The sequence below is a fragment of the Erwinia sp. 2186 genome (genome assembly GCF_057812255.1).
Map to the genome: position 1 here is coordinate 377,028 of NZ_CM173824.1, position 14,685 is coordinate 391,712.

Genomic DNA, 14,685 nt, shown 5'->3' on the forward strand with positions numbered 1-14,685 from the left:
GCCATTTTTCCCTTTTAATAAGGAAGCGGTATGTCGCAGCAGAAATTCAATCAGGCGCGTTTTGACGCGGCCCTTACCCGTCAGTGGCAACATCTTGGTTTAGCTTCAGCCAGTGAAATGACGCAGCATCAATGGTGGCAGGCCCTTAGCGGCGCACTGGCCGAGATGCTGGCGGCCTTGCCGGTGGCCAGACCGACCAGGAAACAGCGCCACGTTAACTACATTTCAATGGAATTCTTAATCGGCAGGCTGACCGGCAATAACCTGCTGAATCTCGGTTGGTATGATGAGGTCAAAGCCAGCCTGGCTAAGCACCAGTGCGATTTGAGCGAGCTGCTGGAAGAAGAGGTCGATCCGGCATTAGGCAACGGGGGGCTGGGGCGACTGGCGGCCTGCTATCTCGATTCGATGGCGACGGTGGGACAACCGGCAATCGGCTACGGGCTGAACTATCAGTACGGCTTGTTCCGCCAGTCCTTTGTTGACGGCCAGCAGTTTGAAGCGCCGGACGACTGGCAGCGCAACAGCTATCCGTGGTTCCGCCATAACGCGGCGCTGGATGTGAACGTTGGACTGGGCGGTAAAGTGGTTAAACAGGGCGGTATCTCCCGCTGGGAACCGGCGTTTACGCTGCGGGGTGAGGCCTGGGATCTGCCCGTCACCGGCTATCGCAACGGCATCACTCAGCCACTGCGACTGTGGCAGGCCACGCATGCGCATCCCTTTGATCTGACGTTATTTAATGACGGCAAGTTCCTCAAGGCTGAACAGCAGGGGATTGACGCAGCTAAGCTGACCAAAGTGCTGTATCCGAATGATAACCATCAGGAAGGCAAGCAGCTGCGCCTGATGCAGCAGTATTTCCAGTGTGCCTGCTCGGTGGCCGACATTCTGCGCCGCCATCATCTGGCCGGGCGCCATATCGCCGAGCTGCCGGATTATGAAGTGATCCAGCTAAACGATACCCATCCCACCATCGCCATTCCTGAAATGCTGCGCGTCTTGCTCGATGATCATCAGATGAGCTGGGACGACGCCTGGGCCATCACCAGCAGAACCTTCGCTTACACCAACCATACCTTGATGCCGGAGGCGCTGGAGCGCTGGGATCAACGACTGTTCCGCACGCTGTTGCCACGCCATTTTATGATCGTCAACGAGATCAACAAACGCTTCAAAAAGGTCGTGGAGCAGCACTGGCCTGGCGAAGAGGCGGTGTGGGAGAAGCTGGCGGTGCTCTACGACCATCAGCTGCGGATGGCGAACCTCTGCGTGGTCGGTGGCTTTGCGGTTAACGGCGTGGCGGCACTGCATTCTGAGCTGGTGGTGAAAGATCTGTTCCCCGAGTATCACCAGCTGTGGCCGAACAAATTCCACAATGTCACCAACGGCATCACCCCGCGCCGCTGGCTAAAACAGTGTAACCCGGCGCTGGCCGGGCTGATCGACGAGACGTTGAAGGTCGAATGGGCCAATCAGCTGGATGTGCTGAAAGGGCTAGAACCCTTTGCCGATAATAAAGCCTTCCGTAAGCGTTATCGCCAGATCAAACACGATAACAAGGTGCGGCTGGCCGACTATATCAAGCGGGTGACCGGCATTGTGGTCAGCCCGGATGCGCTGTTCGATGTGCAAATCAAACGCCTGCACGAGTACAAACGCCAGCATCTGGGTCTGTTGCACATCCTGCATTGCTACAAAGCGCTGCGCGAAAACCCTGAGAAAGACGTTGTTCCGCGCGTATTCCTGTTTGGTGCCAAAGCGGCACCGGGTTACTACCTCGCCAAAAATATTATCTACGCCATCAATAAAGTGGCGGAGAAAATCAACAACGATCCGCTGGTAGGCGACAAGCTGAAAGTGGTGTTTATCCCTGACTACCGGATTACGGCGGCGGAATTGATGATCCCGGCGGCGGACCTTTCCGAACAGATCTCCACTGCCGGTTATGAAGCGTCCGGTACCGGCAATATGAAACTGGCGCTGAACGGCGCGTTAACTATCGGCACGCTGGATGGGGCAAACGTTGAGATTGCCGAACAGGTCGGTGAAGAGAATATCTTTATCTTCGGTAACTCGGTGTATGAAGTGAAGGCGCTGAAAGCGGGCGGCTATTCACCGAAAAAGCTGCGTAAGAAGGATAAGCATCTTGATGGCCTGCTGAAGGAGCTGGAAAAAGGCTTCTTCAGCGATGGTGATAAACATGCCTTCGACCTGATGCTGCACAGCCTGGATAAGGGCGGCGATCCCTGGCTGGTGCTGGCGGATTTCAACAGCTATATCGAGGCGCAAAAGCGGGTGGAAACCCTGTGGCGCGATCGGGAAGCCTGGACCCGCGCCACCATCCTGAACACTGCCCGTACCGGGATGTTCAGTTCCGATCGCTCAATCCGCGATTATCAGCAGCGTATCTGGCAGGCGAAGCGCTAAGGAGCCGCAATGGACAAAAAGAAATTTGAACAGGAAGCCGCCGCCGCCGGGATCGCCACAAAATACATCAACGCCCGTGGTGAGGCGGAAGAGGTCAGCGTGGCCATCCGTCAGCGTCTGCTGGCGGCGATGTCGGGGAAGCACAAAGAAAAACCCGGGCCGGTACCGGCCTGCAAAGTGTTTATTCGTAAGCGTTTGCTGCAACTGCCGGTCGGTGGAAAGGGCGAATATCAGTGGCAGCTGATGATGGAGAACGGGCGGGAACACAGCGGAACGGTGAACGGTGGGGAAGCGATCCGGCTGCCGGCCAATCTGGCCTTCGGCTACCATCAGCTGCATCTTCAGCAGGCTGGAAAGCAGTGGCAGTGCCGGATCATTGTGGCCCCTAAGCGCTGCTATGAACCTGAGCCGTTGCTGCAGGGCAAAAAACTGTGGGGATCCTGCGTTCAGCTGTATACCGTGCGTTCTGAACAGAACTGGGGAATGGGGGATTTCGGCGATTTAAAACGCTTGCTGGCGGAAGTGGCCGATCGGGGTGGCGCGTTTATCGGCCTGAATCCGATCCATTCGCTGTATCCCGCGAACCCGGAAAGCGCCAGCCCGTACAGTCCCTCGTCCCGGCGCTGGCTGAACGTGCTGTATATCGCTGTGGCTGAGGTGCCGGATTTCCAGCAGGGCAAAGCGGCGCAACGCTGGTGGCAACAAAAAGGCACGCAAAAGCAGCTGGCCAAAGCCCGTGAAAGTGACTGGGTGGATTATGCACGGGTTGGCGAGCTGAAAATCAGCGGGCTGCGTCATGCGTGGCAGCATTTTACCCAGCGCAAAAATAGCGATCCCGACGTGGTGCAATTTGAGGATTTTATCGCCGAAGGCGGTAGCAGCCTCTACTGGCAGGCGGCCTATGATGCGCTGCACGGCATTATGCTGGCGGACAACCCCGATCGTTGGGGCTGGCCCGTGTGGCCGAAGACCTTGCAGCAGGCCCACTCGAAAGAAGTGCAGCAGTTTTGCCAGCAGCAGGAGAGTGAAATCCGCTTCTGGCTGTGGTTACAGTGGCTGGCAAACCGGCAGTTTGATGCCTGCTGGCAGCTGAGCCAGCAGCGCAAGATGCCGATCGGCTTATACCGTGACCTGGCGGTTGGCGTGGCCGAGGGCGGTTCGGAAACCTGGTGCGATCCGGAGCTGTATTGCCTCGGCGCTTCCGTCGGGGCGCCGCCGGATATTCTGGGGCCGCTGGGGCAAAACTGGGGTCTGCCACCGATGGATCCACACGTTATGGCAGCCAGAGGCTATCAGCCATTTATCGACCTGGTTCGGGCGAATATGGCCAGCTGCGGTGCGCTGCGCATCGATCATGTGATGTCGATGCTGCGGCTATGGTGGATCCCCTACGGTGAAACCGCCAACTTCGGTGCCTATGTTTACTATCCGGTGGAAGACTTACTGGCAATCCTCGCACTGGAGAGCCAGCGCAATCAGTGCATGGTGATTGGCGAAGATTTGGGCACGGTGCCGAAGGAGATCGTCTCACTGCTGCGAGATGGCGGTATCTACTCCTGGAAGGTGCTGTACTTCGAGCAGCAGAATATGGACCAGTACCGTTCACCCGCCGCCTGGCCCCGTCAGTCGATGGCGAGTGCCACCACCCACGATTTGCCAACGCTGCGCGGCTTCTGGAATGCCGGCGATCTGGTATTAGGGGAACGGCTTGGGCTCTACCCGGACAAAGTGGTGCTGCACCGGCTGTATCAGGATCGCGCCAGACAGAAGCAGGCTCTGCTGACGGCCTTGCATCAATATGGCTGCCTGTCTAAAAGCAACGGCAAGAAAGCCAGCGTGATGAAAATGACCCCGGAGTTGAATCGCGGGATGCAGCGATTTATTGCCGACAGCAACAGTGCGCTGCTGGGACTGCAACCGGAGGACTGGCTGGATATGGATAAGCCGGTCAACGTGCCCGGAACCACCGATCAATACCCGAACTGGCGCAGAAAGCTCAGCATGACGCTGGAAGAGATGTTTGCCGATGTGCGGGTTAACCGGCTGATTAAGGATATTAATCGCAGGCGCAAGGCGGGTGAGCTAAGCGGGAAATCCGTTAAGAAAGCGGGGGAGTAAAACCGGAAATGAAAACGGGCGGAAGGATCCGCCCGTTAATGCCACTCAGTAGAAAGAGTGCTCGCCGCGCTGGTGTTCAGTCAGATCGCGTACGCCTTTCAGCTCAGGGAAAGCCACCAGCAGTTCTTTTTCGATGCCTTCCTTCAGGGTCACATCGACCATAGAACAACCGTTACAGCCGCCACCAAATTGCAGGATAGCGTAACCGTCATCGGTGATTTCCATCAGCGAAACTTTACCGCCGTGGCTGGCCAGCTGTGGGTTGATGGTCGCCTGGAGCTGGTACTCAACGCGTTCAATCAGCGGGGCATTATCGTCCACCTTACGCATTTTGGCGTTAGGCGCTTTCAGCGTCAGCTGAGAGCCGAGGTTATCGGTAACGAAATCGATTTCCGCCTCTTCCAGATAAGGGGCGCTGAGTTCATCAATATAGGCCGACAGCTTTTCAAACTTCAGTTCGGTGTCGGTGGCTTCTACTGCATCGGGTGGGCAGTAAGAGACGCCGCATTCGGCTGTTGGCGTACCTGGATTGATTACGAATACGCGGATTTGTGTGCCATCTTCCTGTTTCGACAGCAGTTTTGCGAAGTGCTCTTGCGCAGAATCAGTAATTAGGATCATGGCGATTGCTCAATAGTTTATACAATTAATTAACGATATTACGCCCATCGCCGACGCTCTACAAGGTTCGGCACAGGCTCCATACCTGCACGCTGGCCGCGCCTGCGGCCAACAAAATGCGGCTAATCTCTCCCACGGTGCTGCCGGTGGTGACCACATCATCTGTTAATGCGATATGCAGGCCTTTCACCGCAATTTCAACCCTGAACGCCCCACGCAGATTTCGTCTTCGGGCGGTGGCCAGCAGCTGGTGCTGGATCCGCGTTTTCCTGTGCCGGGAAATTCCCGCCAGGGCATAACGGCATTTCAGCCAACGGGCGAGATGGCGAGTCACGTCATCCATCTGATTATAGCCCCGTCGCCAGGCGCGTGATGGGTGTAAGGGTACACAGAGCAGTAGGTCAGGTCTGCGCAGCTTGTGCTTCCGGCGCGCATCTAACCAGCTTAGCAAAAGCAGCCTCGCCAGCATGGCTGAGAGTGCGGTGGCCTGGTAAAATTTTAACCGCTTCACCCAGTCACTGAGCGGTGGTCGCCAGTCGCTGACCATAATCATCTGGTGCCAGTAAGGGGGTTTCAGCAGGCAGGCGCCGCATTCCTTTCTGGCGCTGGCAGACGGCAGGCCACAGCGCGGACAGCAGGTGGGCAACGGCGGAAGGTGGCGCAGACAAACGCTGCAAATGCCGTGATGGGCAAACGTCAGCGGCATCTGGCATAGCCAACATGTGGTGGGCATTGGTAGCATAGCGGCCTCCATGGCAAAAACAGGACAATAACGGATGACACAGCTTTACTGGCAGACAATCGGCACCGGCGATCGCAATCTTGTGATGCTGCACGGATGGGGGCTGAATGCCGATGTCTGGCAAAACGTGGTTGAGCGACTGAGTCCGCATTTTTGTCTGCACCTGGTCGACCTGCCAGGCTACGGTCGCAGCCGGGATTTTTCGCCAATGAGCGTTGAGCAGATGGTCGCCACCCTGTTGCCGCAGGCGCCGGAAAAAGCGCTGTGGCTGGGCTGGTCTTTAGGCGGGCTGGTCGCCAGCAAGCTGGCCTTATTGCATCCTGAACGCGTCAGCGGATTGATCACCGTCGCCTCCTCGCCGGCGTTTTCTGCCGCAGATGGCTGGCCGGGCATCAAACCTGAGACGCTGGCGGGTTTCCAGCAGCAGCTCAGTGAAAACTTTCAGCGCACCGTCGAGCGTTTCCTTGCCTTGCAAACGCTGGGCACCGAAAGCGCCAGGCAGGATGCCCGCTTGCTGAAAAGCGTGGTGCTGGACCTGCCGGCTCCCGACAGTGCCGTGCTGGATGCCGGACTGGAGATATTACGCACGGTCGACCTGCGTGAAGAGATGAAAGCGCTGACGGTACCGCTGTTACGTATCTATGGCGCGCTGGATGGATTGGTGCCGCGTAAAATTGTGCCGTTGCTCGATGCCGCGTGGCCTGCCAGCCAGTCCACGATTGTGGAAAAAGCCGCGCACGCGCCGTTTATTTCCCATCCTGAGGTTTTCTGCCAGCAACTGATTGATTTCGGCTCGAAAAATAGCGCATAAACTTTGGCCAAAAACTGGCGAATTATTTATTACGGGTAATAATTACCTCTGTAAGCAGGATCGCTTACTGATTACCTCTGAGCTGTCAGGGAGTTGGCTCATTTTTCCCTCCCTGAATTCTCATCAAGCGATTGCTTATTCCTAACAACTATACAGGAGTGTCTTTGATGAAAATCTTTAAAACTGTTGCGATTAGCCTGCTGGTAGGCTCGGTTTCTTTTACGGCCATGGCGGCTAAAGAAGTGACCAAAGAAGAAGTTAAAACAATGAATCTCGAAAAAATTGGTACTGTGACCACTACCGCGGAAGCGACTTCTCCGATGGATGCTAAAAAAGATCTGTCTCAAAAAGCGGATGAAAAAGGTGGGAAATACTATCTGGTGATCGCCGGACGTGAGCACGGTAAATTCAGTGCTGCTGCCGACGTGTATAAGTAATTTCAGGTGTTAAAGGCCGCTGTAGCACGGTTTAACAGGGGTCTGAATTTCTCTCAACAGGCAGGGTTTCCCTGCCTGTTGTTATTTCCGCATTCCCATCAGCTCTTCAGCCACATATAAGAGAGCGGCGTTAACGTCAGTGGTTTCTCACCGTCGAAAATCCTGTCGGTAATAATATCGCGATAGCGTCGGGCGTCCGGCAGCGTATATGCGATCTCCCGGTTGCTGAGGTTATATATGCACAGCAACGTCTGATGATCTTTCTCGGACCAGCGATACATAACAAACAGCGCGTTATCACCTTCCAGTACCTGCATGGGATTATCCGGATGAAAGGCGGTTTGCCGGGTTCTGAGTTGCACCAGGCTGGCGAGTGCGTGATAAACCCGATATCGCAGCGAATGGGTATCGCTTAATTCCGCTTCAATCTGGCTGAGGCTGTACTTCTGCCGGTTAATCGCCCGGTTATGTCCGGCGGCTTTCACCCCATCCATATCGTTGCGCGAGCCCAGTATGCTCTGGATATAGAGCGCAGGCACGCCAGGAAACGCCAGCAACAGGGCGTGGGCCAACATAAATCGTTGCAGCCGGGTGCTGTCGTCATCGTCTTTTTTGTTCAGGGCATCCATATACGTGACGTTGATTTCGTAAGGGCTGGTGCTGCCATCCGGATTGTTTTTATACGAAACCAACGCCCCTTCCATCGCCAAATCCCTGACCAGCGAGACGATTTCGGTTTCCGGCAAAATGCCCCGGAGCGGATTCAGGCCGATGCCATCGTGGGACGCGAGGAAATTAAACCAGGTCGTCGTGCCGCCAGAGCCATCAAGTGAGGCTGCCCACTGTTTCAGTGCGCGTGCCGATCCGTTGTGAATGGCGTGTAGCACCAGCGGCGGCAGTGAAAACTGATACACCATCTGCGCTTCATCCTGGCCGTTGCCCAAATAGCTGATGTTGTCTTTGTGCGGCACGTTGGTTTCGGTGATGATCACCGTGCCTGGCGCCACGGCATTGGCGATGGCGCGAAACAGTTTGACCAGCAGGTGGGTCTTTTCCAGATGGATGCAGGAGGTTCCGGGCGTTTTCCACATATAGCCAACGGCATCCAGCCGGACATAATCGGCCCCTTTTGCCAGATAATCCAACAGCACGTTGACCATGCTCAGCAGCACTTCAGGATTGGCAAAATTGAGATCGATCTGGTCGGCGCTGAAGGTGGTCCAGATAAAGCGGGTTTGACCGTCCGCCATCTGAAACGGCGTCAGTAAGGGCGAGGTTCTTGGACGCGTGACCGCACTCAAATCGGTGGACGGTGGCATGCTGATAAAGAAATCATCCCAGCCCGGATCCTGCGCCAGAAAATGCCTGAACCATCCGCTGTGGGCGGACATATGGTTGCAGACAAAATCAAACATCAACCGCGTCTGTCCGTGCAGTTCGGCGATATCTGACCAGTCCCCGCAAATCCCGTTGACCTGATGGTAATCAATCACCGAAAAGCCATCATCCGATGAATAAGGGAAAAAGGGCAGCAGGTGAACCAACGTAAAGCTGGACTGCAAATGTTGCTGATAGAAGCGTGAGAGGGTACGCAACGTGGGCGTATCGGCCTCGCGGAACTGATCGGCGTAGGTGATCAGCACCACGTCTTTTTCATCCCAATGCGCTTTACGCTGATGATTCAGTTCGTTGCGGGTGCGCAGAATAGCATCCGCCAGCTTTTCCCTGCAGACGAGGGGAAAGGTGCCGTCGTAAATTTTGTCGAGTAAGGGAGTAATGTTATCCATTGAGATGCAGTGAGCCGCCGCATTTATCCACAGCACGATAGTTTTCACTGTAGACCGTTGAAGCAGAATCGCAACTTCAACGGCCAGACGCTCAGCGTCTCGTCAGGGAAATCAGTGGCAGCGCCCACTTTTGGTACAGCCCGCACACGGTGAGTGGCTGACGACGCTCAATGACAGACGTTCCGGCGGTAAGGTCAGGGTTTTCAGCCGCAGCCACAGCAGCAGATTGAAAGCGGCAACGGCCAGTAAAATCAGGCTGCTGGATTGAGGATGATCGCTAAAGGTGGCCAACTGATAAAACGCGGTTGCCAGCGAGTAAGCCAGATTCAGCCCCCAGCCAATCGAGAAAAACATCCAGCGGCGACTGCTTTCCCGCGCAATGGCACCCATCACGGACACACAGGGCACGTAAAGCAGCACGAAGATCAGATAGCTGTAAGCGGCGGCGGCACTGCCGAATTTGCTGTGCATCACCCCCATCGCGCCGGTCGCCATTTCGCCGTCGCCCTTACTGGCTTCAACCGGATTCAGCAGCACGCTCAGGCTGAAGGTCTCTTTAACCCCGTCCCAGGTTTCTGTCAGCGCGTCTTTCAGCTCACTGGTCAGGCTGAAGCTGGCAGCGTCAAACGGCTGCTCGTGCAGGGCTTCAGCGGTGTACAGCGTGTTCAGCGTCCCGACCACCACTTCTTTCGCCATCGCGCCGGTTACCAGGCCGACCGTGGCCTGCCAGTTATCCGGCTGCACACCCATCGGCGACAGCAGTGGCGTCAGGGTGCGGCTGACGGTAGCCAGCGCCGAATCGTTGATGCTGTCCACCGGCTGACCACTGAACGAGAAACTGTTCAGCGCACCAATCAGCACGCTAACCACCACGATGACTTTGCCGGCCCGCAGCACAAAACTTTGCAGCCGCTGCCAGGTTTGCAGCAGCAGACTTTTCAGATGGGGCACGTGCCAGGTCGGCAGCTCCATCACAAACGGCGACGCTTCCCCACGCAGTAAGGTTTTTTTCAACAGCAGCCCGGTCACAATGGCAGCGACAATGCCCAACAGATAAAGACTGAACACCACCAGCGAGCCGCTTTTGCCGAAGAAGGCGGCAGCAAATACGGCGAAGATCGCCAGCCTGGCACCGCAGGACATAAACGGTGCCATCAACACGGTCATCAGGCGCTCGCGCGGCGCATCCAGCGTGCGGGCGCCCATCACCGACGGCACATTGCAGCCAAAACCGACAATCAATGGCACGAAGGATTTGCCGGGCAGACCCAGCGCCTGCATCAGACGATCCATCACAAACGCCGCGCGCGCCATATAGCCGGAGTCTTCCATCAGCGAGAGGAACAGATACATCAGGCCGATTTGCGGCACCAGCGGCATCACGGTATTGATACCGCCGCCAATGCCCTGTGCCAGGAACAACGTGAGCGGCAGCGGGAAGTGCGCCATGGCCCCAAGCCACTGCGTGCCGTGAATAAATATCGCCGCCGATCCGATCTCAAACAGCGGTTGCAGCGCGCCGCCAAGGTTGATGGCAAAGAAGAACATCAGGTACATCACGCCAAAGAAAATCGGCAGGCCGAGCCAGCGGTTGAGAACCAGGCTGTCGAGCCGGGTTGAAAGCCGGTGCGCGGTTGCCCGATGCGGCACGGTCACCGCGTCACACACCGCATCAATGGCCTGATAGCGGGCTGCCGCAATTTTCAGCGGCGCTTCCGCCAGGTCAGGGAACGTTTGCAGCAAGGCTGCGGCGTCGCTGGCCTGGGAGCGGCTGTAGATATCGCCTTCAAGCAGCTGTAACGCCAGCCATCGGCGTTGTACCGGCGATCGCTCGCCGAGCATCGCGTCACTCAGCGTGGCCACCTGCGCGAGGATCCCGGCGGGATAGCTGACCGCAAACTGCCCGGCACGCCGTGAATGGTCATCAATTGCCTGCTTAAGCTGTTCAATGCCCTGCGCGCGAGTGGAAACAAGCGGAATAACCGGGCAGCCGAGCTGCTTTTCAAGGGAAGGAATATCAATATCAATCTGCTGGCTGGCGGCGATATCCAGCATATTCAGAGCGATGATGCAGGGCACGCCCAATGCCTGCAGCTGCTGAGTCAGCCATAGGTTACGGGCCAGATTGCTGGCGTCGACCACGTTGATCACCAGATCGGCTTCGCCGCTTAACATGTAGTGACAGGCAATCTGCTCGTCAAGTGAGCTGTCGGCAGAAAGGGTGGTGAGGGAATAGGTACCGGGCAGATCGACCAGTTGCACAGCATAGCGTTGCGTCGCGAACTGCCCCTGTTTGCGCTCGACCGTCACCCCAGCCCAGTTGCCTACTCGCTGCCGCGCGCCGGTTAACTGATTAAACAGGGTGGTTTTACCCGAGTTCGGGTTGCCAATCAGGCCAATGGTGCAGGTTTTCATCTTCATCGTCCCCTCAGCGCTGAGGCTCCAGTTGCAGGAAAGCCAGGTCTTTTTTCCGCAGCATCAGGCTGACGCGGCGAACTTCGATCTGCACCGGATCGCCCAGCGGGGCAATGCGTTTGACCTGAAAATGGGCGCCGGGCAACAGCCCAAGCGCCAGCAGTTTCTGTCGGAACGCGGCGCTGACGGAGGGAGAGAAGCTGACGATTTTATAGTACTGCTGCGGGACGATCTGCATAGTTCCACCTGGCGGCGGGAGGCGCCGTGATATTCAACGGTGGCAATTATAATGAGAACGATTCACGCTCTTATTGATGCAGAACAAGCTTGAGGGGAGCGAAACTAAACACAGGTGAAATGACGCGCGGACCGGCAGATCCGCGCGTGTTGCTTAGCGTTTCTTGCCGAACGCCGCGGCCAGCGCATCACCCATCGCGCTGTTGTTGCTGACAGCGGGCGGAGCCGCCGGCCGTGGACGCGGTTTGCCCTGAGCGGGTTTCGCGTTGTCACGGCCGGCATTGCCGCCGCCACGGCGAGCGTTGCCTTCGCCTGGCTGCTCATCAAGACGCATAGTCAGCGCAACGCGCTTACGCTGCAAATCGACTTCCATCACCTTCACCTTAACGATATCGCCCGCCTTGACCACCTTGTGTGGGTCATCGATGAACTTATCTGACAGCGAAGAGATATGCACCAGACCATCCTGATGCACGCCGATATCGACGAAGGCGCCAAAGCCGGTGACGTTCGTGACCGCGCCTTCCAGCACCATGCCGGGCAGCAGATCGTTCATGGTCTCGATACCTTCTGCGAACTGGGCCGTTTTAAACTCAGGACGCGGATCGCGGCCCGGTTTTTCCAGTTCTTTGATGATATCGGTGACGGTCGGGACACCGAACTTCTCATCGGTAAAGTCGACGGCACGCAGGTTGCGCAGCTCGGTAGGGTTGCCCATCACGTCATTCAACGCCTGCTGAGTGGCGGCCAGAATGCGCTGCACCACCGGGTAGGCTTCCGGGTGAACCGTTGAGGCATCCAGCGGGTTATCGCCCTGGTTAATGCGCAGGAAGCCCGCGCACTGCTCAAAGGCTTTCGGTCCCAGACGGCTGACTTTCAGCAATTGCTGACGATCCTGGAAACGGCCGTTCTCGTCGCGCCAGCTGACAATGTTCTGCGCCATCATCTTGCTCAGGCCCGCCACGCGGGTCAGCAGCGGCACGGAAGCGGTGTTCAAATCAACGCCAACGCCGTTCACGCAGTCTTCGACCACCGCATCCAGCTTCTTCGCCAACTGGCTCTGGCTGACGTCGTGCTGATACTGGCCAACCCCGATGGATTTCGGGTCGATTTTCACCAGCTCAGACAGCGGATCCTGCAAGCGGCGGGCAATCGACACCGCACCACGGATGGACACGTCGAGGTCAGGGAATTCCAGCGCGGCCAGTTCCGAGGCGGAATAGACCGATGCGCCGGCTTCACTGACGATCACTTTCTGCGCCTTGACCTGCGGATACTGCTGTTGAATATCCAGGTAGAAGCGCTCGGTTTCACGGGACGCGGTACCGTTGCCGATGGCAACCAGCTCAACGTTGTGTTTTGTGCACAGCGCCGCCACGGCCGCCGCGGCTTTTGCCGTCTGGCCGGTATGCGGATAAATGGTATCGGTCGCGACCAGCTTGCCGGTGGCATCAACGATCGCCACCTTCACGCCGGTACGCAGACCCGGATCGAGGCCCATGGTGGCGCGCATGCCTGCCGGCGCCGCCATCAGCAGATCGTGCAGGTTACGGGCAAAGACGTTGATCGCTTCATCTTCGGCGCGTTCGCGCACGGTGCCCATCAGCTCGGTTTCGAGGTGCAGCAGCACCTTGATGCGCCAGGTCCAGCTGACCACCGCTTTACGCCAGCCATCAGCCGGTGCGTTGTTCAGGCGCAGCTGCAGGTGATCGATAATGATCTGCTCGCCGTGGCTTTCACGTGGCGGCTCATCGAACTGCGGATCGGGATTCAGTGACAGCTGCAGGATGCCTTCATTGCGGCCGCGGAACATCGCCAGCGCACGGTGGGATGGCGCGGTGGCCAGCGCTTCGTGGTGATCGAAGTAGTCGCGGAACTTCGCGCCTTCCTCCTGTTTGCCGTCGACGACGCGCGACACCAGGTGGGCATGTTTCCACAGGTAGTCACGCACTTTGGCCAGCAACGAGGCGTCCTCAGCGAAGCGTTCCATCAGGATATAGCGCGCGCCATCAAGGGCGGCTTTGGTGTCCGCAACGCCTTTATCGGCATCGACAAAGGTCGCGGCCAGCTGCTCAGGGTCATGTGAAGGATCCTGCCACAGCGTGTCGGCCAGCGGTTCCAGACCGGCTTCAAGCGCAATCATTCCGCGCGTGCGGCGCTTTTGCTTATAAGGCAGGTAAAGGTCTTCGAGTTCGGTTTTGCTCAGGGTGTTGCTGATGGCGGTGCTCAGCTCATCGGTTAACTTGCCCTGGTCGCCGATGGATTTCAGAATCGACTGGCGTCGCTCTTCCAGCTCCCTGAGGTAGCTCAGGCGGGTTTCCAGCATACGCAGCTGGGTATCATCCAGCCCGCCGGTCACTTCCTTACGATAACGTGCGATAAACGGCACGGTATTCCCTTCATCCAACAGACGGACAGCGGCATCAACCTGTTCTGCTCGCGCCTGCAGCTCACTTGCAATAATGCGGCTCAGCGAATCTTTCATCATCGGTTACTTTATGGCTTATAGACAGCGGACAGTTATACGGATTGCAGGCGGAAATTGCCAGTCGCCGGGCGACACTCAGCGCCCACATCCGCGTGATTAGGATTGTTTAACGTAGTCGATCGCCACCACATACCAGTGCGCATCGCCAACCGGCGTAGGCACCACCGCCAAATCGCCGACCTCTTTCTTCAGCAGCGCGCGGGCCATCGGTGAATCGATTGAGATGTAGTCATTGCGGCCAAAAATCTCGTCGTAGCCGGCGATGCGAAAACGCTTCACGTCGCCCGCGTCGTTTTCAATCTCGACCCAGGCACCAAAGAAAACTTTGCCATCCTGCTGCGGCGAGTATTCCACGATGCGCAGCTGCTCGAGGCATTTGGTGAGATAGCGCACGCGGCGGTCAATCTCGCGCAGCCGTTTCTTGTTGTACTGGTAATCGGCATTTTCACTGCGGTCACCGAGGCTGGCCGCCCAGGTCACCTTTTTGGTCACTTCAGGCCGATCTTCCCGCCAGAGAAAGTCGAGTTCCTGCTTCAGCTTGTCGTAACCTTCGCGGGTAATCAGTTGGGTTTTCATCGTAATCCATTTCTTTCACGGGA

At 57.1% G+C, this 14,685-nt stretch carries 11 protein-coding genes; 4 read left to right on the top strand and 7 right to left on the bottom strand.

All coding sequences use genetic code 11. From position 1 onward, the window contains the following. Window positions 1–30: 30 nt before the first annotated feature. Both malP and malQ read left to right on the top strand, forming a co-directional pair. A complete protein-coding gene (gene malP / locus ACXKZG_RS01695; protein ID WP_013204216.1) occupies window positions 31–2,430 on the top strand; it encodes a maltodextrin phosphorylase in 2,400 nt (799 codons plus the stop codon). Window positions 2,431–2,439: 9 nt separating this feature from the next. Beyond that, window positions 2,440–4,548: a 4-alpha-glucanotransferase gene (gene malQ / locus ACXKZG_RS01700; protein WP_488875615.1), complete on the top strand. Its 2,109-nt coding sequence runs from the start codon at window positions 2,440–2,442 to the stop codon at window positions 4,546–4,548. 45 nt (window positions 4,549–4,593) lie between these two features. Here malQ and nfuA read toward each other — a convergent pair whose 3' ends face one another. Further along, the gene (gene nfuA, locus ACXKZG_RS01705) at window positions 4,594–5,169 is read right to left on the bottom strand and encodes a Fe-S biogenesis protein NfuA (protein ID WP_013204214.1); all 576 of its coding nucleotides are present in this window, start codon (window positions 5,167–5,169) and stop codon (window positions 4,594–4,596) included. Window positions 5,170–5,227: 58 nt separating this feature from the next. Continuing rightward, window positions 5,228–5,911, bottom strand: a complete 684-nt coding sequence (gene gntX, locus ACXKZG_RS01710; RefSeq protein WP_041692147.1) for a DNA utilization protein GntX — start codon at window positions 5,909–5,911, stop codon at window positions 5,228–5,230. A 34-nt stretch (window positions 5,912–5,945) separates the two neighbouring features. Between gntX and bioH the strand changes: the two genes are divergently transcribed. Both bioH and ACXKZG_RS01720 read left to right on the top strand, forming a co-directional pair. Beyond that, a complete protein-coding gene (gene bioH, locus ACXKZG_RS01715; RefSeq protein WP_013204212.1) occupies window positions 5,946–6,722 on the top strand; it encodes a pimeloyl-ACP methyl ester esterase BioH in 777 nt (258 codons plus the stop codon). Window positions 6,723–6,889: 167 nt separating this feature from the next. Then, a complete protein-coding gene (locus tag ACXKZG_RS01720; RefSeq protein ID WP_013204211.1) occupies window positions 6,890–7,159 on the top strand; it encodes a YdgH/BhsA/McbA family protein in 270 nt (89 codons plus the stop codon). 98 nt (window positions 7,160–7,257) lie between these two features. Here ACXKZG_RS01720 and ACXKZG_RS01725 read toward each other — a convergent pair whose 3' ends face one another. From ACXKZG_RS01725 to greB, 5 genes are all read right to left on the bottom strand, one after another. Continuing rightward, window positions 7,258–8,946: a sugar phosphorylase gene (locus ACXKZG_RS01725; protein ID WP_013204210.1), complete on the bottom strand. Its 1,689-nt coding sequence runs from the start codon at window positions 8,944–8,946 to the stop codon at window positions 7,258–7,260. Between the two features lie 111 nt (window positions 8,947–9,057). After that, window positions 9,058–11,361 (bottom strand): Fe(2+) transporter permease subunit FeoB, encoded by a 2,304-nt coding sequence (gene feoB / locus ACXKZG_RS01730; RefSeq protein WP_488875616.1) that lies wholly within the window; start codon window positions 11,359–11,361, stop codon window positions 9,058–9,060. A gap of 13 nt (window positions 11,362–11,374) precedes the next feature. Next, on the bottom strand, window positions 11,375–11,599 hold the full coding sequence (feoA, locus tag ACXKZG_RS01735) for a ferrous iron transporter A (protein WP_013204208.1): 225 nt from the start codon (window positions 11,597–11,599) through the stop codon (window positions 11,375–11,377). Between the two features lie 153 nt (window positions 11,600–11,752). Then, window positions 11,753–14,086: a Tex family protein gene (locus tag ACXKZG_RS01740; protein WP_488875617.1), complete on the bottom strand. Its 2,334-nt coding sequence runs from the start codon at window positions 14,084–14,086 to the stop codon at window positions 11,753–11,755. Window positions 14,087–14,182: 96 nt separating this feature from the next. After that, the gene (gene greB, locus ACXKZG_RS01745; protein WP_013204206.1) at window positions 14,183–14,662 is read right to left on the bottom strand and encodes a transcription elongation factor GreB; all 480 of its coding nucleotides are present in this window, start codon (window positions 14,660–14,662) and stop codon (window positions 14,183–14,185) included. Between the last annotated feature and the right edge of the window lie 23 nt (window positions 14,663–14,685).

Bases quoted from the DNA above. Each gene is read 5' to 3' on its own strand.
- ACXKZG_RS01725 (WP_013204210.1), bottom strand. From the start codon at position 8,946: ATGGATAACATTACTCCCTTACTCGACAAAATTTACGACGGCACCTTT.
- bioH (WP_013204212.1), top strand. From the start codon at position 5,946: ATGACACAGCTTTACTGGCAGACAATCGGCACCGGCGATCGCAATCTT.
- gntX (WP_041692147.1), bottom strand. From the start codon at position 5,911: ATGCTACCAATGCCCACCACATGTTGGCTATGCCAGATGCCGCTGACG.
- greB (WP_013204206.1), bottom strand. From the start codon at position 14,662: ATGAAAACCCAACTGATTACCCGCGAAGGTTACGACAAGCTGAAGCAG.
- feoA (WP_013204208.1), bottom strand. From the start codon at position 11,599: ATGCAGATCGTCCCGCAGCAGTACTATAAAATCGTCAGCTTCTCTCCC.
- malP (WP_013204216.1), top strand. From the start codon at position 31: ATGTCGCAGCAGAAATTCAATCAGGCGCGTTTTGACGCGGCCCTTACC.
- malQ (WP_488875615.1), top strand. From the start codon at position 2,440: ATGGACAAAAAGAAATTTGAACAGGAAGCCGCCGCCGCCGGGATCGCC.
- ACXKZG_RS01720 (WP_013204211.1), top strand. From the start codon at position 6,890: ATGAAAATCTTTAAAACTGTTGCGATTAGCCTGCTGGTAGGCTCGGTT.
- feoB (WP_488875616.1), bottom strand. From the start codon at position 11,361: ATGAAAACCTGCACCATTGGCCTGATTGGCAACCCGAACTCGGGTAAA.
- nfuA (WP_013204214.1), bottom strand. From the start codon at position 5,169: ATGATCCTAATTACTGATTCTGCGCAAGAGCACTTCGCAAAACTGCTG.
- ACXKZG_RS01740 (WP_488875617.1), bottom strand. From the start codon at position 14,086: ATGATGAAAGATTCGCTGAGCCGCATTATTGCAAGTGAGCTGCAGGCG.